Below are 17,697 nucleotides of genomic sequence, written 5' to 3'. Positions count from 1 at the left end.
CGGCGGCTGCCCTGGGTGTCTCCGGGCCGGGCGACACGGGTGGTGCGTGCGGTGCGGGAGGCTGGGGCGAACCAGGTGGCTCAGGTGGCTGGGGTGCCGCAGGTGCCGCAGGTGGCTCCAGTGGCTCGAGGGGGCTGACGCGGTGCGGGCGCCGCGGGTGGCTCACGCGGCTCAGGTGGTGCACATGCGGCACGGGGTGTGGTCGGCCGGGTCCCTTCATCCGGAGTCACCCGCCCGCAGCTCCGTGACCGACCCGCGCCGCCCCGACCACCACGCCTGCACCGCCGCCGCCCCCACCGCGACCACCAGCACCGCGACCGTCGGCACCGCCAGCGACCACGGGTCCGTGCGCAGCCCGGCCGGGCCCCCCGGGGACGACGCCGTGGCCAGCGCGATCGTCGTCACGTCGATGCCGGGGGAGAGCAGCCGGACGGCCGCCCAGCCGGTCAGCGCCCCGCCCGCCGCCGCCAGGGCGGCCTGGGGGAGGGACTCCAGGACGAGCAGGCGCCGGCCCTGGGACCGGGTGAGGCCCATCGTGCGCAGGCGGGCGAGCAGCGCAGCCCGTTCGGGCGCGGCGCGCAGCAGGGACAGCAGCAGGGCGAGTACGGCGTAACCGGCGCCGGCCGCCACGGCCGCCCTGTAGACGCGTTCGGCACCGGACTGCAGGGGCGAGTCGACGTACCGGGCTCGTTCCTGCGCCCGCAGGAGCACGGAGCCGGCGTCGCCGGTCGCCCGGCGCAGGGCGCCCCCGTCGATCCGGCCGCCGGTCAGCAGCAGCACGTTCGGACGAGCCGCCTCCGCGGACAGCCCGGCCCGGTCCACGACCAGGAACTCGTCGCCGGAGACGGCCGGGGTGAGGTCGCGCACGACCGCGATCCGCAGGACGACGGCGGTGCCGTCCTCCATGCGGACCCGGAACGGCTCCGTACCGAACCGCTCGGCGACCGCGGGCGAGGCCAGTGCGCGCAGGGGCTCGTCCTGGCCGCCCGGCTGCTTCAGGTCGCCCGCGTCGAAGGCCCCCAGCTCCGTCCGCGCCGCCAGCCTCGCGTACGCGGCGGGGTCGACGCCCGCCACGGGCAGCGTCTGGCGGCCGTTGCTGGTCCTGGCCTCGTAGGCGATGCTCACCCCGGTCAGCCCGTCCACGCCCGGGGTGCGACGGACCCGGTCGGCCAGGGCGGACGGCAGCGGGCCGGTCCCCTCCACGCGGGCGTCGGCGCCGGTGCTGAGCAGGGCCGCCCGGTCCCGGGTGTCCGTCACACCGGTCAGGACCGAGCCGCCGAAGGCCGCCGTGGTGAGCGCGGTCAGCAGCGCCAGAAGGGGCAGCACCGCCGGGACGGACGTACGGCCGGCGCGGGCCAGCGCCAGGTGCCCCACCGCGCCGCGCAGCCGCCCCGCCGGGCGGGCCAGCCGGCGCAGAAGCAGGGGGTGCAGGCGCACCAGGACCAGCGCGGCGATCACCCCGACCAGCACCGGCGCGAGCGACACCAGGTCGTCGGCCGAGTTCGCCGCACCGCGTCGGCGCAGCGTCTCGACCGCGGCCACGGCAAGGACGACGGCGGTGAGTTCGGCGACCGTACGGCGCCGGGACGGGCGCCTCGACACCACGTCCTGCCGGCCGCCGTGGACCCGGACGGTGCGGTGGGCGACGGCGGCCCGCAGAGGCAGCGCGGAACAGCCGACGACGGTGACCGCGACGGCGGCCGCGACGGACGGGACGAGACGGGCCCCGGGGAGGGCGAGCAGCGCGGCGGCGAGACCGAGGGCGCCCGCGGGCACCGCCGCCACGGACGTCTCGGCCAACAGCCGCCCCACCAGGCCCCGCAGGGACGCGCCCCGGGCCCGCAGCAGGGCGAGTTCCGCGCGGCGCCGGTCGCCGGCCAGGCCCGCCGCCATCAGCAGGACCACCCCGGCGACCGTGCCGGTGCCGACCGCGGCGACCGTGACCAGTGGCCCGATGCCCGACCGCAGCCGGTCGAAGGCGGCGAACACCTCGTCCAGGTCGGTGCTCACGTCCGCGTCCGGGGCGACGGCCGACCGCACCTCCCGCAGCCCCGGCCCGGACTCCAGGGCGGCGACGGACGAGTTCCGCCGGTCCAGGTCGTGGGCGTGCAGCGCGTCGGCGTCCGGCGCGAACCGCCAGTAGCGCACGGGGAAACCGGCCGTGCCCAGCAGGGCGGGCCCCGCGTCGGGGGCGAGCAGCAGGGCGCCGAGCCAGTACTTGTCGGTGTCCGCGCCGGGCGGCCCCGGCACCCTCTGCAGCGACGGGGTGCGCAGCACGGGCTGGGTGGCCCAGTAGGCGCCGTCCGGGTCGCGCGGGGCGAGGACGCCGGTGATGTGGACGGCGAGCGGGGCGCGGGCCACGCGGGGCACGTGGAGGACCGCGCCCACCTCGATGTGCAGGGCCTCGGCCGTCTCGGTGGTGACGGCCGCCTCCACCCGGTCGCTGGTCGCGGTGACCGGGGTACCGGACGGGCGCGGCAGCCGGCCGGCGTGCAGCCGGGCGTGGTCGCCCAGGCCGTGCTGGGCGGCGAGGTACACCCGCGGGTCCCACCCGCTGGGCCGGGGCAGCCAGGGCTCCCGGACCTCGATGGTCTCGGTGGTGCGCACCCCGTACGCCGACTGTTTCCGGTCGACGGGGAGCCGGCCGGCGACGATGCCGAGCGCGCTGTCGTAGCGCTCGCGCAGCGCGTCGGGACGCATGTCCTGCTGCCACTGCTCCAGGTCGGAGCCGAAATCGGGCTGCCCGGTCGTCAGCAGCACGCTGGTCCGGTCGGGGCGGGCCTGGCGGAGATCGTGGTGCAGGGTCGCGTCCGCGTACCGGTCCAGTGCCCGCGGGAAGGCGGCGGCCAGACACGCGGTCAGCGCCACGAGCAGCGCCAGCGCGCACGCGGCACCGGGGGCGGTGCGCAGCCGGGTCCGCACCCACGGGGCGGCGACGGGGTTCACGTCAGCTCACCTCCTCGTCGCACGACGAACGGGCCGGCCGCCGGTGCGGTCGGGGCGTGGTCCCGTGCCGGGCGCCGTACGGCTGTGCGGCGGCCGTGGGGCGACGGCACTCCGGCCGCCGCCGTGCGGGGTGTCGTCACCGGGTCTCGCCTCCCTGCTCCCTGAGGGCCGGCACCGGGTCCGCCCGGCGCACGGCGAGGAATGCCGTGACCAGCAGGGGAGTGACCGCCACGGCGGCCAGGAGGACGGCGACGCGGCCCACGGGCAGGTCGACGAGCACGGCCGGCACCGGGTGGGTGGCCTCCGGGGTCAGCACGATCAGCGGAATCACCGCCCGGGCCAGCACGGCACCCAGCGCCGTGCCGACGAGCAGCGCCAGCACCACCAGGACGCCCTGCTCGACGGCGACCGCGCGGGCCAGCCGGCGGCGCGGGGCGCCCAGGGCCCGCAGCACCGCGAACTCGGCGCCCCGCTCCCGAAGCGACCCCGCCGCGCTCACCGCGAAGCCGACGGCCGCCAGCGCCGCCGCCACCCCGGCCGCCGCGGTGAACGCCGTCCCGGGGCCCGCCCCGAACGGGTCGTCACGCAACTGCCCGGCCAGCTCGTCCCGCACCACGACCTGCGCCGGATCGACGTCCGGGAAGGCGCGCAGGGCGGCGGCCACCCCGGCCGCCTTCCCCGGCGCCGTCCGCAGCCACCACTCGGTGGGCGTCACGCTCTCCCCGTACCGGGCCTGGAGCACCCGGTTCACCGACCGCAGATCGACCAGGAGCGCACCGCCGTCCCGCTCCGCGGCGTCCGTCGCGGTGGTGGTCGGCAGGGCGTGGACCGCTTGCACGATCCGCACGGTGACGGTCCGGCCGTCGAGCGCGATGTCCACCGGCTGCCCGGCGCGGGCACCCGCGGAGTCGAGGAAGCGGTCGGTCGCCACGGCCGTGAGCCGCGGCGGCGCGGGCTGCTCGGCGTCCAGCCGCACGGTCAGCGACGCCGACTCCCAGGGCATGTCGGCCGGGACGTACCCGGTGCCGTACTCGATCACCGGCGGCGCGGACGCCCGCAGCCGGGGCCGGGTCGGGCTCGTGGGCGCGTCCGGGGGCGAGAACTGGCCGGCACCGCGTGCGGAGGCCGTCCACGAGCGGGGCAGCGCCAGCTGCCGCACGGTGCCGTCGGCCGCCGTGGCGGTCAGCGCCTCCAGGACGAAGCGGTGCTGCTGAGCGCGGCCGCTCGGCTGGGCCATGACGAGCTCCAGGCCGGTCACGGTCAGCGGACCGGAGGACACGGCGAGGTCCAGGGTGTGGCCGCGGCCGTCGGCGTCCAGCGCACCGGCCGGCAGCCGGTACGGCACGCCGTGTCGGTCCCGCACCGTGACCGTCACGTCCGCGGTCGTGCCCGTGTCCCCGCCTGCGCCCGCGCGGCCCAGGGCCACCGTCAGGCCCAGTCGCGCGGTGCCCTCCGGCACCTTCGCGCCCGCCGCCTCGTCCTCGGGCCCGAGAGGGGCCAGCAGCGACCGGGCGGGCACGGGGGACAGGTCCGGACGGAGCAGCATCGCGTCCGCGGCGCCCGCCGTGTCCAGCGCCAGCACCGTGGCCGTCCGGTCGCCGGACAGCTGCAGCGTCGTACGGACGGCGGGGGCCGCCTCCCGGACGCCCGGGACGGCCGCGTACGTCTCCGTGCGGCCGAGGTCCGCCGTCCCGGCGGCGAGCACCCGCACCGGAGCGCCGGCGCGGAAGTCCGCCTGGTCGTCCTGCGAGCGGTCCCAGGAGGCGCCCTGGCCGATCGCCAGCATGCCCAGCGCCGTGGCCAGGACCAGCAGCAGCACCGGGCCGGCCCCGCGCATCGGGCGGCGGCCGAGCTGCCAGCCCGCCAGCGCCGAGGCCAGCCCGCGTCCGCCGGCCGCCCGGCGCTCGGCGAGCCGCGCGACCGGCGGCAGGAGCCGCAGCGTCAGCACGGTGCCGGCCAGCAGCGCCAGCGCGGGCGCCGCGACCAGCAACGGGTCGATGCCCAGGGTGCCGCTGCCGTCGCCGGTCACCGCGCCCGAGGTCTGCCGGGACAGCTGCCAGTAGGCGACGCCGGCCACCACCAGCAGGCCGATGTCCGCACCCGCCCGCAGCGGCGCGGGCAGCGGCCGGGTCCGGCCGCCGGCGGCCAGGGAGGCGGTCAGCGCGGGCAGCGTCACCGCCAGCGCGCACCCCAGGGCGGCCACCCCGGCGGCCAGCCACACCCCGCCCCCGCCGACGGCCGGCACCTCCAGCCGCAGCCCGATCCGGGCCAGCGCCCCCTGCCCGGCCAGCAGCCGGGTCAGCGGACCGGCGAGCAGCGGCGCGCAGACCAGCGCCGGGACGGCCAGCAGCAGCGCCTCCAGCGCGGCGAGCCACCCGAGACGGGCCCGGGAGGCGCCCCGCGCCCGCAGCAGCCGCAGCTCGCCCGCGCGTTCGGCGCTCAGCAGCCGGGCCACCAGCAGCAGCGCGCAGCCCGCCAGCAGCGCCAGCTGGAGCGCCACGACGAGGAGCGTGGAGCGGGACACCAGCAGGGAGCGGTCGAGCCGGTCCAGCACCTCGGGCAGGGACGTCGTCGCGGCCGTCGTACCGCTGAGGACGGGCCGGCCGCGCAGCCACGCCATTCCGTCCCGGGCCGCCTCGCGCAGCGCCTCCACGCGGCCGGCCGTCACCGTGGAGAAGTCCGCCGTCGCGAGCCACCCGGACGGCCCGGCGCTCAGCCGGCCGCCGGTCAGCGCGCCGGGGGCGGCGAGCAGCGGCCCGTACGTCGTGAAGCCGCCCTGCTTGATCCCGCGCCCGCCCAGGTCGTCCAGGTCCCAGTACGGGGACGCGGCTTCGGCCGGCCGGTACAGGCCGGTCACCTCGATGCGCACCGCCGGGCCGTCGAACCGGTCGGTGAGGGTGAGGCGGGCGCCGGTCCGGACGCCGAGGCGCTCGGCGGCGGCCGTCGGCAGCGCGACCTCGGTCACCGGCCCGCCGTGCCGCGGCATCCGTCCCTCGGTGATCCGCACCTGCGCCGGGTCGAGCGCCGCGAAGTACGTCAGGTCCGGGTTGTCGCCGGACCGCTCGCCGGACGGCCGCGGGGTGCCCGGCAGGGCGTACGGGCCCGACCGCATCAGGGTGCGGACGGTGACCGGCAGCCCGCCGAAGGTGTCCCGGGCGCCCTTGCGCACGGTGGCGTCGGCGTCCTCACGCCCGTCCTCGGGCACGTCCGCCTTGACGATCAGCGCGGTGTCGGCGGCGTTGCGCGGATCGGCGAGGGCGTGTCGCAGGGACGCGTCGCCGATCGCGCCCGAGTAGGCGGCCAGGGTCGCCAGTACCGCCGTGGTCAGCAGGACGGTGAGCAGCGCGGCGGCGAGCAGCAGGCGATGCGCCCGCGCGCGCAGCAGCACGAACCCCGTGAGCCCCCCGCTCCCCACCACCCGGCCCCCCACCGCCGTTGTCCAGACCTCTCGGCGATGTTGTCAGAGGGCCCATGGCGGGGGTAACCGTTCGAAGGGCGGACTTGACCGGATCGTGACCGGATTCCGGCGATGCGGGACCGGAATCCGCTCATCGGCTCCCGGGAGCCGACGCCCCCCGGCGCAGTCAGCCTTCGGTGTTGACCATCGAGGCCGCCGCGTACGTCAGGTACTTCCACAGCGTCTGCTCGTGCTCCTCGGACAGGCCGAGCTCGTCGAGGGCCGCCCGCATGTGCTTCAGCCACGCGTCGTGCGCGGCACGGTCCACGGCGAAGGGGGCGTGCCGCATCCGCAGGCGGGGGTGGCCGCGCCGCTCGCTGTACGTCGTCGGGCCGCCCCAGTACTGCATCAGGAAGAGCGCGAAGCGCTCCTCCGCCGGGCCCAGGTCCTCTTCGGGATACATCGGCCGCAGGACCGGATCCTGGGCGACCCCCTCGTAGAAACGGTGGACGAGCCGGCGGAAGGTCTCCTCCCCGCCGACCTGCTCGTAGAAGGTCTGCTCCTGAAGCGTGCCGCGCCGAATCTCATTCACGCCGTCCATGGTCTCAGACGGGGCGGCATAGGCCTGGAGACTTAGGACCTCCTCCCGCCCGCGGACCACCCACGGCGACCGCCGGGCCCTACTGTGGAGGCATGGGCGGGCACCAGGACCTGACAGGCCTCGCCGCCTCCGCGCGGGCGGAGCTGGTGCGCGAGATCGAGCGGAGCGGCGCCTGGGCGGCCGACCCGGTCTGGCGGGAGGCGTTCGAGACGGTCCCGCGCCACCTCTTCGTGCCCTACTACTACGTCGGCGTCCGGGGCGGCTACGAGCGCCGTTGGGGCGAGCACCCCGACCCCGCGGCCCGCGAACGCTGGGTGCGGGGCGCGTACGCCGACGTCCCGCTCGCCACCCGGCTGCGCGACGGCGAGCTGCTCTCCTCCAGCAGCCAGCCGTCGCTGATGGCGATGATGCTGGTGGAGCTGGACGTGGCGGACGGCAACCGGGTCCTGGAGATCGGCGCCGGCACCGGCTACAACGCCGCCCTGCTCGCCCACCGGCTCGGCGACGACGACCTGGTCACCACGGTCGATCTGGACCCGGAGATCACCGAGTCGGCCCGTCGGCACCTGACCGCCGCCGGGTACCGCCCGGCCGTCGTCACCGGTGACGGGGCGCGCGGGGTGCCCGAGCGCGCCCCCTTCGACCGGATCATCGCCACCTGCGCGCTGCCGACGATCCCCCGAGCCTGGCTCGTCCAGTGCCGGCCCGGAGGGCGCATCCTGGCGCCGCTCGCCACCGGCCTGATCACGCTCACCGTCCGCGACGCCGGGCACGCCGAGGGACACTTCCTGCACACGCCGGCCTACTTCGTGCCACTGCGGGGCGCCGGGCGGACCGAGCCGGAGCCGCCGGGCCTCGGCGGGGTGCCGCGCCGGGCCCGCGACGACGACCTGTTCCGGTTCCTGCTGGCCCTGACCCGGGGCAGCCTCGACCCGCAGGAGGCGTACGCGCTGTGGGAGCGCGAGGACGCCCCCCGGCGCGAGCGCTACGGCATCACCGTCCGCGGCGAGCGGGCCTGGGCCTGGCTGGACGACCCGGAGGGTCCGTACGCCTGGCCCTTCACCTGACGGCCCGCACCCGCCTCAGCCGCGGCGGATCGTGATCGTCGTCCAGGCGCCGACGTGCACCCGGTCGCCGTCCTGGAGCGGCACCGGCACGAAGGGCTGGATCGGCTCCTCGCCGCCGTTGACCGTCGTGCCGTTCGTCGAGTTCTGGTCGACGACCGCCCAGCTGCCGTCCGGCTGCTGCACCAGCACCGCGTGCTGGTGCGAGACGCCCGGGTCCTCCGGCGGCACCGCGAGATCGATGTCCGGGGTGTCGCCGGTGGAGTGCCGGCGGCGGCCGATCGTGATCTGGTTGCCGGTGAGCGTGCGCTGCTGCTCGGGCGAGTACGCGGGCAGGTTCAGGCCCGCGGCCTCGGGGCCGGAGCGCTGCATCATCGCCATGAAGTACTCGCGGTCCGGACCGATGGTCGCCGTCCAGGTCGCCGGCTGCTGGTGCTGGGGCGGGAAACCGTGGCCGGGCGGGGCCTGGGTGGCGCCGGGCTGCGGGTAGCCGTAGCCGCCACCAGGACCGCCGGGGCCACCGGGGCCACCAGGACCGCCGGGGCCTCCTTGGCCACCAGGACCGCCGGGGCCGGACGGCGGGGAGAGCACCCAGTCGTCCTCACCGCCGCCGAAGGAGGGGCCGCCGCCCTGCTGGGGGCCACCGCCCTGCTGGGGGCCACCGCCCTGCTGCGGGCGGCCGGTCTCCTGCGGGAAGCCGGGCGGGGCCGGGGGCGCGGACTGCTGGAACGCCTGCGGGGGGCCGCCGGGGCCGCCGGGACCGCCGGGACGACCTGGGCCTCCCGGACCACCGGGCCCGCCGGGACCGGGCGGGGGCGGAACGGGGCCGGGCGGCGGCGGAACCGGCCGCGACGGGTCGGCACCGAAACCGGGCGGGGCCGGCGGGCCGGAGGGACCGCCCTGGCCGCCGGGACCCGGGTAGCCGGAAGGGCCGCCCTGGCCGCCGGGACCGGGGTAGCCGGAAGGACCGTTGGGGCCGCCGGGACCGTGCGGACCGGGACCGTTCGGACCACCCGGACCGTGCGGACCGGGACCACCCTGGCCGTGCTGACCGGGACCACCGGGGCCGCCCTGGCCGTGCTGGCCGGGACCGCGACCGCCGGGGCCCGACGGGTCGCCGCCGAAGGGCGGGCCCGGCGGGATCGGCTCGGCGGGACGGTTCATCTGGGACGGGCGGGAGCCCTGGTAGTCGTACGCGTCACCGCCGCCGTACGACGGTCCGCCCGGCGGCTGCGGGAACCGGGGCCCCGGGCCGGGCGCCGGCGGGCGCGGGGCCGCCGGGGTGTACGAGGTGGCGGTGTTGGTGAGGAAGTTCCACCGGCACTCCTCGCAGAACGGCGCACCGCCCTCGCGGGGCGTGCGGCACTGCGGGCACAGCTGCGGTTCCGCGGCGGGGCCGCCCTGGCCGCCCGGGCCGCCGGGACCGGCGGGCGGCGGGAAGCCGTAGCCCCCGCCCGGGGGCGGTGGTGGCGGAGGGGGCGGCACGGCACCGGCCATGCGGTGACCGCAGACCTCGCACCAGTCGTCGGAACCCGACTGGTGTCCGTTCGGGCAGGTCGGCATGTCGGAGCTTCCCCCTCTTGCGGAGCTTGTCGCTGTGTTGTCCTGCGTTACTGCGTCACTTCTTCACGCGAACAGTCTTCGTCGACCGGGTCTCGAGAGTCATCTCGTCGGCCTCCTCGACCTTCGCTTTCAGTCGCACAGTACCTGCCGCCGCGTCGACCACGTCCACCACCTTCGCAAGCAGTTTCGCCGTATCCGCGTTTCCGGAGGCTCCGGCCAGCTGGACCGCGCGGCCCAGTTTGGCCGTTGCTCCGTCGATGTCTCCCGCTTTGCGCAGATCCAGCCCCTGCTGGATGACTTGTGCCAGTTCGGCCTGCCCGGTGTAGTGGGCGACCTGAGGGTTGATCGACGTGGACGCGGCCATGTCGTCCGTCCACACGGCGCGTACGAGACCCTGCGCGCCGAGATTCTGCACGGTGCCTCCCCCACTCCCGGCTTCGCTCGAGCGGGAGGTGCCCCCAGGCTCCGGGACGACCAGGGAGACCCGGGCGGCCAGCATCTCCTGGCCGATGTTCGCGGCCGGTACCTCCACGCAGACGTGGTAGTCGCGGGACTCGTCGCCCCAGGACCCGGTGGGGTAGTCCCCGGCGCGCGGCCCCGCCTCCGTGCGGCGGTCGGTCAGCTCCTCGACCGTGGGCGCGACCTGCTTGACGAACCTCACCGTGGTGCCGACCGGGGTCCACAGGCGCAGGGCCACATCGGCGACCTCCTTGCCCATGGCCGTCTCCATCATCCGCGTGAAGTCGGCGGCGAGGCCCGCCGGGTCCGCGACGATGTCGGCGGTGCCGAGCAGGGCGGAGGCGATCCCTGTGACTTCTTTCACTTCCCAGTCGGTGCCCACGCCACGGGCGTCACAGGTGAACCGTCCGGCACAGGCGTCGAGCGCCGCCTTCAGGTCCTCGGGCGACTCGTGCTCGTTGCGGCCGTCGGTGAGCAGGATGCCGTGCCGGATGGCGACATCCGCCGTGGACAGCAGCCGGTCGGCCAGCCGCAGCCAGGTGCCGATGGCCGTGCCGCCGCCCGCGCTCAGCCTGCGCAGGGCCTGCTTGGCCTGCTCCCGGGTGGTGGCGTCGGCGACCGCGAGCCGGCCGTTGCCGGGGTAGACCTCCGTGGCCACGTGCGTGCCGCCGACCACCGCGAAGTGCACGCCGTCGCGCAGGGTGTCGATCGCGGCGGCCGTCGCGTCCCGGGCGTTGCGCATCTTGGTCGGCGGGTAGTCCATCGAGCCCGAGCAGTCGACCATCAGCGCCACGGCGGCGGACGGGCCCCGGCCCGGCGTGTACAGATGGGGCGCGGCCACCGCGCTTCCGACCGTGCCGCCGCCGGTCGCGGTGACCGTGACGATCGCGTTGACCTCACGGCCGCCCTCGGGCAGGTACTCGTTCTGGTAGACGTCCACCGAGAACTGCGGCACGTTCGACTTCGAGAAATTGGCCATGCCGGATCGCATCCCCCTCTACGTCCCCACGGTGGTGGGGTGATGGCTCGTGGCGCGGACCGCCCCCTGCGGTCCGCGAGGCCGCCCCGCCGTGTACCCGGCCGTGCGTGGCCCGGCTGCGCGGCCTCAGCCGGATCCTGCCCCCGCGGGCGGGGCCGGGAACGGCACGACGGCCACTGTTACGTTGTCGTGGCCCCCGCCGTCCAGAGCGTGGCCGACCAGGACCCGGGCGCTGTGCAGCGGGCGCGCGGCGGCGTCGAGGGGCACGGCGCGGGCCATCTCCTCGGCCGACTCGGCGTAGTTCCACAGACCGTCCGTGCAGACCACGACCACGCCGGGGCGGTCCGGCTTGAACGACGCGGTGTGCGGCTCCAGTTCGTAGGCGTCGGCGCCGAGCCAGCCGGTGATCGCGTGGGCGCGCTCGTCGGCGTACGCCTCGGCCTCGTTCATCAGGCCCGCGGCGACCATCTGCGCGGCCCACGAGTCGTCCTCGGTGAGCCGGGCCGCAGGTGTGCTGCGGTCGACGGGCACCCAGTAGACGCGACTGTCGCCGACCCAGCCGACGACCAGCAGGTCCGAGGTCACCACGGCGCCGACGAGGGTGCAGGCCGGGGCGTTCTGGTGCGGTGCCTGCTCGCGGGCCGTGGCGGGCTCGTCGGCCAGCGCGTTGACGGCGTGCGAGGCGGCGACGATCGCGTCGTGCATGGCCTGCTGCGGGTGCGTGCCGCGCGGCAGCACCGCGAGCAGCGACTCGCCGGCCGCGCGGGAGGCGGCGAGGGAGGCGTCGTCCGGGCGGGTCGCCGAGGAGACGCCGTCGCACACGATCGCCACGGTCGCGGGTGTCCCGTCGGGCAGCGCGGTGTGGCCGACGCAGAAGGCGTCCTCGTTGCGGTGGTGGCGCAGACCGCGGTCGCTGACCGCGGCGACGGGGCCCGACTCCTGCTCCATGTGGTCGCGTTCGCGGGGCTGGGCGTGCCCGCAGTTCTCGCAGTAGCCGTCGCCGTCGACGCGGCCCGCGCGGCAGGCCACGCACACCTTGCCGGACGCGGCCGGGGCGGGGGCGGCCTCCGGGGACGGTGCCGGGGCGGCGGCCGACCGCGGGTCGGGTGCCTGCAGCGGGTACTCGTCGGGCTCGCCCGGACGGTCGAACCGCACACCGGACGCGGCCGGTTCGGCCCCGGCCGGTCCCGACGCCACCGGCGGCGCGGCGGGCGGTGCGACCGGCGGTGCGGCCGGCGGCGGGGGCGCGGCGGCGGCCGGTGGCGGGGGCGCGGCGGGCCGTGGCGGCGGCAGCGGGGGGCCGCCCGACTCCGTGCCCGGCACGGGCCGGCCGGTGCCGTCCGGCGGCGACGACGGGGCGGGCACCGCGCCGTTCATGGCGATCGTCGGGCTGTCCTCGGGCCGCGCGGGCACGGCGGACAGGTCGTATCCGCACGCGCCACAGAAACGGTCGCCCGACTCGAGGGGTTCCTCGCAGCTCGGGCACTGGGACACAGCGGCCTGCTGGGGCATCTGCGACATCAACTACACCCACGTCCGGGGGCGGTAACGATTGGCACGTTCCACCAGGTCGATCCTCTCCTCGCCGCCCCGCGCCAGCCGGGCCAGCGTGCGGTACGAACGCTCCAGGCCGAAACGCAGGCCGCGTTCGTCCAGACCGCTGCCGAGCACTGCCCGTTCCCCGGCGGCGGGAGGAACGGAACCCCGGCCCCCGGAGAGTACCCAGTCCAGGGCACAGCCGAGGACCTCGACCGACAACTGCTCGCGGCGCGCCGGGTCCAGACCGTACACGTCCAGCGCCTCGACCTGCCGGGCGGCCGCGGTCAGATCGTCCAGGAACGCCACGTCGCCCGGGGCCGCCGTGCGCCGGCGCAGCCGGGCCCTGACGGCCGCCACGCGCGCGGCCGTGCAGTGGACGGACGACTCCGGCACCGACTCCAGCGTCCGTACGGCACCGGACCGGTCGCCGCCCGCCAACTGGACCCGGGCCAGGCCGAAGGCGGCGCTGACATGGCTCGGGTCGGCCGACCACACCAGGCGGTAGTACTCCGCGGCGTTGTCGAGCTGGCCCAGCACCTCCGCGCACAGGCCGAGCGCCAGCTTGGGCGCGATCTCGCCCGGGAAGGCGTCGTAGACCGCGTCGAAGGCGAGCGCGGCGCCCTCGTGGTCGCCGGTCACCAGCGAGGCCAGGCCCCGGTACCAGACCACCCGCCAGTCGTCGGGCCGCTCGCCCTCCAGGGCGTCCAGGGCCGCCAGCGCCCCCGGCGCGTCGCCCTGCTCCAGCCGCGCCCGTATCTGCCGCAGCCGGGTCTCGGTCGACGGCGCCGGGGCGGCGCCCAGCGCGGTCAGCAGCTCACCCGGCGCGGACGCCATCAGGCCGGCCAGGAAACCGGCGTTGGGGTCCCCGGGGTCGACCCGCGGGACCGGCAGGGCGAGGGCGGCGGCGGGGGCGTCGACGGACTTGACCAGGCCGGAGGCGCCGGCCTCGACGCTGCCGACCGCGCTCACGGCACCCGGCAGTGAGGCGCTCGCGCCCGCTCCGGCGGGCAGCGCCGCCGCCACGCCCGTCCCGCCGTGGACCGCGGTGCCCGCGACCGTCCCGCCGGGCGCTCCGACGGCCGGGCCCGAACCGCCGGGCAGCGCGGGACCGACGCCCCCGCCGCCCGTCGGCAGCGCCGCTGACGCGCCGTCACCGCGCTTGCGGGTGCCGGTCACCCGGGCTCCCAGCGTCGACACCTCGCCGTCCAGCCGGGGGAACAACTCCGTGTCCGTGACCCGCACCTCGGGCCCGAACAGCGTGGACAGCGCCGGCCGGGCGCGGCCCGTCTGCAGCGAGACGACCTCGCGCAGCACGCCCGTCAGCTGCTCCGCCATCTCCTGCGCGGAGGCGAACCGGCGGGCCGGGTCGGGGTCGGTGGCGCGCACCAGGAGTCGGTAGAACGACTCGTACTGCCGGAACACCTCGATGGAGTCGGGGTCCGGCAGGGAGTCGGCGTAGACGGTCGTGTAGCCCTGGAAGTCGAAGGCCAGCACCGCGAGGGTACGGCCGACCGTGTACAGGTCGGAGGCCACCGAGGGCCCGACGTCGGCGACCTCCGGCGCCTGGTAGCCCACCGTGCCGTAGATGGCCGACTCGTCGTCGTCCATGCGGCGCACCGCGCCCATGTCGATCAGCTTGAGCTGGTCCTCGGTCTGGATGGCGTTGTCGACCTTGAAGTCGCAGTACAGCAGGTTGCGGCTGTGCAGGTGGCCGAGGGCCTCCAGCGCCTCGATGCCGTAGGCGCACGCCTGCTCCACCGGCAGCGGGTCGCGCCGGCCCTCGGGCGTGCGGCGGGCGTTGGCGATCTCCTTGAGGGACTTGCCGCCCACGTACTCCATGACGATGTAGCCGTCGAGGGAACCGGTGCGCTGGTCGAGGTGCTCGACGAAGTTGTAGATCCGCACGATGTTGGCGTGCTCGATCTCGGCGAGGAAGCGCCGCTCGGAGATCGCCGCCGCCATCGCGTCCTGGTCGCCGGTGTCCAGCAGGCCCTTGAGGACCACCCACCGGTCCGAGACGGCCCGGTCGACGGCGAGGTAGATCCAGCCGAGCCCGCCGTGCGCCAGGCAGCCCACCACCTCGTACTGGCCGTGCACGACGTCCCCGGACTTCAGCTTGGGCACGAACGAGTACGGGTGGCCGCACTTGGTGCAGAAGCCCTCCGTACGGCCGGGCCGGTCCCCGCGCGCCCGCCCGACCGGCGCCCCGCAGTCCGAGCGCGAGCAGAACCGCTTGCGCTCCGGCACCTCCGGGTTGTCCAGGACCATCGCGCGCGGGTCGGGCCTCGGGATCGCCGGGACCTCGACCAGGCCGGCCCCGAGCCGCCCCCGCGCGGACGAACCGGCGGGCGTCCCCGAGCTGCGCACCGACACCGAACGGCCCGTGGACCGGCCCGACACGGACCGCGAGAGCCGCCCCGAGACCGAGCGCCGGGACTTCGACGACTGCGACGACGTCCGCGCACTGCGGCCGCTGGCGCGCGCGCTGCCGCTGCCCGCCGAGCCGCGCGATCCCCGCCCGCCGCCGGTGATCCCGGTCGGCGTCGAGCCCACCATGCCGTTGGACGCGACGACCGGCGCGAGACCGCAGGTGTCGCAGTACAGCTCGCCGCCGCCCATGTCCTCGTACGACCCGCCGCAGCCCGGACGCTGACAGGTCCGCTGCTCCTGGCTCATGCCGTCGCCTCCCCGTTGTCGCTCATGCGCCGGGCCCCGTCCGGTCCACCGGCCCGCCCTGCCCGGGCACGCGCGGCGCGGAGCCCAGCAGTTCGGCCGCCGCGTGCTGGTAGCGCAGGACGGCCTGCTCGGCGACGCGCAGGTCGCAGGGCGCGCTCCACAGCATGCGGCGCGCCTTCTCGTACTTCTCGACCAGCTCCGGATCCTCCGCGAAGCCCAGCCGGGCGACCTTCGCCTTGTACGCGTCCAGCCGGCCGCGCAGCTCGGCGCGGACCGCGAGCGGCGCGGTGACCGCGGTCAAGGACTCGCGGGCCCGCAGCAGCTCGTCCTCCGCCTTCTCCTCCAGGGACTCCAGGAGCGGGGACAGGCGGTGCCACTGGGCGTGTCTGCGGTACTCGGCGGCCGTCGCCAGCTGCTCCTGGAGCACGGTCGGCGGTCCGCTGACCACCGGCACCTCCGTCGCGGCGATCTTCGCCAGCACCTCGCCGCGCGCGGTGCGGGCCTCGGCGAGCGTGCGGTCCGCGCGGGAGAGCACGTCCCGCAGCCGCACGATCCGTTGCTCGGCGTCCTGGCGGACGGCCAGCACCGCGTCGATCTCCCGGCGGACGTCCTCCAGGGCGCGCGCCTCCCGGTCGTAGACCGTGGTGTCCGGCCGGCCGCCGCCCGGCGCCGAACTGCCCTCGGTGGGCACCCAGAACGCCAACGGGTCGGACACCACCTGCTCGCGCAGCCTCGTCAGGGTGCGGGTGATCCGCTCCAGGTCGTCACCGGCCGGGTGCTCGCCGGGACGTACCCCCACCGAGTGGGCGAGCCGGCGGGTGCGCTGGAGCTCGGCGGCGAGTAAATCGATGCGCGCGGGCAGCGCCGACCACACCGCGTCGGCGGCGACCACCAGGTCGAGGGAGGCCGCGTACAGCTGGTTCATCCGGTCCACCAGCGTGACCAGCGAGTACCGCTCGCTGAGCCGGCCCGGACCGCCGTGCAGGGTGGGCGCGCCGGCGGTGGCGGCGGCATTGCCGGCCACGGTGACCGCCTCGCCGCGCAGCAGCTCCGTCAGTTCCACCAGGTCCTCGCGGCTGGACCAGCGGCGCCGGGAGCGGATCTCCCGGGCGGTGCGCAGGGCGCCCGTGTACGCGTCGAAGTAGGACCAGAGCAGCGTGATCGACGCCTCCGCGGCGGCCCAGCGCTCCTGGGTCACGCCCGTCAGCTCGGCGCCTTCCAGGAGTCTGCGGCCCGCGTGGTCCTGCAGGGCGAGGAGCGAGGTCTCGATCGCCTCGTGCTCCGCGCCGAGCCGCGCCAGCGCACGGTCCACCTCGTCCCGGTCCATCACCGGCCCGGAGGGTCCCGTGTCGCCCATCGATCACCTTTCGCTGTTGCGGACTCGTGCGTGCTCTTTCCCGGTGGTGCGGCGGCCGGTCAGCTCCCGCCCCGGTACTGGGGGGCCGGCGGTTCCGACTTCCGGGAGTCGTCGCCCATGGTCTCCGACAGCCACCGCTCGTACGAGTGCTGCCAGCCCCGGGCCTTGTCGGCGCGCCACTCCACGAGGATCTGGTTGACCCGGCGTACCAGATCGTCGGCGTCCTTCTTCATCGCCACGCCGTAGTACTCGGTGGTGAAGGGGTCGCCCTTCAGTTCGACCGTGGGGTCCTGTGCGGCCTGGCTCGCGGCGAGCGCGCCGTCGGTGACCACCGCGTCGACCTCGCCGAGCTGGAGCCGCACCAGGCAGTCCAGCTGATTGGGCACGGTGGTGCCCAGGTCGGCGCCGGCCGCCGCCCTGCCGTCCGCCTGGTCCTGCTGCAGCGTGCTCAGCGCCGTCGAACCCGCCGCCGTGCAGATCCGCTTGCCGGCGAGCGTGTCGTCGTACCCGGTGATGTCCGAGGACTTGGGGGCGAGCAGCTGCTGGCCGGTCCGGAAGTAGGGCGCGGAGAAGGCGACGTCGGCCAGCCGGTCGCAGTTGATGGTCATCGTGCGGACCACCATGTCGACCCGGCCGTCCTGGATCGCCGGAACCCGCTGGTCGGTGGGTATCGCCTTGAACTGCACCGCGTTCGGGTCGCCGAGGATGTCCTCGGCGATGCGGTGCACCAGGTCGATGTCGAAGCCCTCCAGCTCGGCGTCGCCGCCGCTGTTGGGGTCGCGGTAGCCCCAGCGGTAGCTGTTCTGGTCGACACCGACGACCAGCTTGCGCTTGGCGCCCTCGCGGTTGCGGATCGCCTCGATGGTGGGGCCGTCCGCGCCGCCCGGGGACAGGGTCTGCTTCTCCGGGTCCGTGCACTCCTCGGCGGCGCGTGCCTGGCGGCCCTGGGCGGCGCCCTGGCCTCCGGTGCCCGCGGTGCCCTCGCCGTGCGAGCGGACCACCGGCAGGAGCAGGGCGAAGAGCACCGCCAGGGCGCAGGCGAACGCCATCGCACCCACCCCGCCCCAGCCCTTCAGGCCGGTCCGCAGTCGTCGCGCACGCATCCTCACGCCCCCT

At 76.4% G+C, this 17,697-nt stretch carries 10 protein-coding genes; 1 reads left to right on the top strand and 9 read right to left on the bottom strand.

The window, feature by feature from the left end:
• Positions 1–216 precede the first annotated feature (216 nt).
• From IEZ05_RS16090 to IEZ05_RS16080, 3 genes are all read right to left on the bottom strand, one after another.
• Positions 217–2,946 (bottom strand): FtsX-like permease family protein, encoded by a 2,730-nt coding sequence (locus tag IEZ05_RS16090; protein WP_189230798.1) that lies wholly within the window; start codon positions 2,944–2,946, stop codon positions 217–219.
• Positions 2,947–3,082: 136 nt separating this feature from the next.
• A complete protein-coding gene (locus IEZ05_RS16085) occupies positions 3,083–6,364 on the bottom strand; it encodes an FtsX-like permease family protein (RefSeq protein ID WP_229869731.1) in 3,282 nt (1,093 codons plus the stop codon).
• Positions 6,365–6,530: 166 nt separating this feature from the next.
• Positions 6,531–6,944, bottom strand: coding sequence for a globin (locus IEZ05_RS16080; RefSeq protein WP_189230797.1), 414 nt, complete (start codon positions 6,942–6,944; stop codon positions 6,531–6,533).
• 92 nt (positions 6,945–7,036) lie between these two features.
• Between IEZ05_RS16080 and IEZ05_RS16075 the strand changes: the two genes are divergently transcribed.
• The gene (locus IEZ05_RS16075) at positions 7,037–8,011 is read left to right on the top strand and encodes a methyltransferase domain-containing protein (protein ID WP_189230796.1); all 975 of its coding nucleotides are present in this window, start codon (positions 7,037–7,039) and stop codon (positions 8,009–8,011) included.
• Positions 8,012–8,026: 15 nt separating this feature from the next.
• Here the strand turns inward: IEZ05_RS16075 and IEZ05_RS16070 are convergent, their stop codons facing one another.
• The 6 genes from IEZ05_RS16070 to IEZ05_RS16045 all read right to left on the bottom strand — a co-directional run bounded on the left by IEZ05_RS16070 (position 8,027) and on the right by IEZ05_RS16045 (position 17,684).
• Positions 8,027–9,571 (bottom strand): FHA domain-containing protein, encoded by a 1,545-nt coding sequence (locus IEZ05_RS16070; protein WP_189230795.1) that lies wholly within the window; start codon positions 9,569–9,571, stop codon positions 8,027–8,029.
• 55 nt (positions 9,572–9,626) lie between these two features.
• Positions 9,627–11,009, bottom strand: a complete 1,383-nt coding sequence (locus IEZ05_RS16065; protein ID WP_189230794.1) for a vWA domain-containing protein — start codon at positions 11,007–11,009, stop codon at positions 9,627–9,629.
• A gap of 126 nt (positions 11,010–11,135) precedes the next feature.
• Positions 11,136–12,530 carry a PP2C family serine/threonine-protein phosphatase gene (locus IEZ05_RS16060; RefSeq protein WP_189230793.1) on the bottom strand — a complete coding sequence of 465 codons (1,395 nt, stop codon included), beginning with the start codon at positions 12,528–12,530 and terminating at the stop codon, positions 11,136–11,138.
• A 3-nt stretch (positions 12,531–12,533) separates the two neighbouring features.
• The gene (locus IEZ05_RS16055; protein ID WP_189230792.1) at positions 12,534–15,224 is read right to left on the bottom strand and encodes a serine/threonine-protein kinase; all 2,691 of its coding nucleotides are present in this window, start codon (positions 15,222–15,224) and stop codon (positions 12,534–12,536) included.
• A 22-nt stretch (positions 15,225–15,246) separates the two neighbouring features.
• Positions 15,247–16,581 (bottom strand): hypothetical protein, encoded by a 1,335-nt coding sequence (locus IEZ05_RS16050; RefSeq protein WP_189230791.1) that lies wholly within the window; start codon positions 16,579–16,581, stop codon positions 15,247–15,249.
• A 59-nt stretch (positions 16,582–16,640) separates the two neighbouring features.
• Positions 16,641–17,684 (bottom strand): glutamate ABC transporter substrate-binding protein, encoded by a 1,044-nt coding sequence (locus IEZ05_RS16045; protein ID WP_189230790.1) that lies wholly within the window; start codon positions 17,682–17,684, stop codon positions 16,641–16,643.
• Between the last annotated feature and the right edge of the window lie 13 nt (positions 17,685–17,697).

The sequence above is a fragment of the Streptomyces flaveolus genome (assembly GCF_014648815.1).
Classification (GTDB): Bacteria; Actinomycetota; Actinomycetes; order Streptomycetales; family Streptomycetaceae; genus Streptomyces; species Streptomyces flaveolus.
Note: the sequence above shows the minus strand (reverse complement) of the source record. Positions and strands in the feature narration are given on the sequence as shown.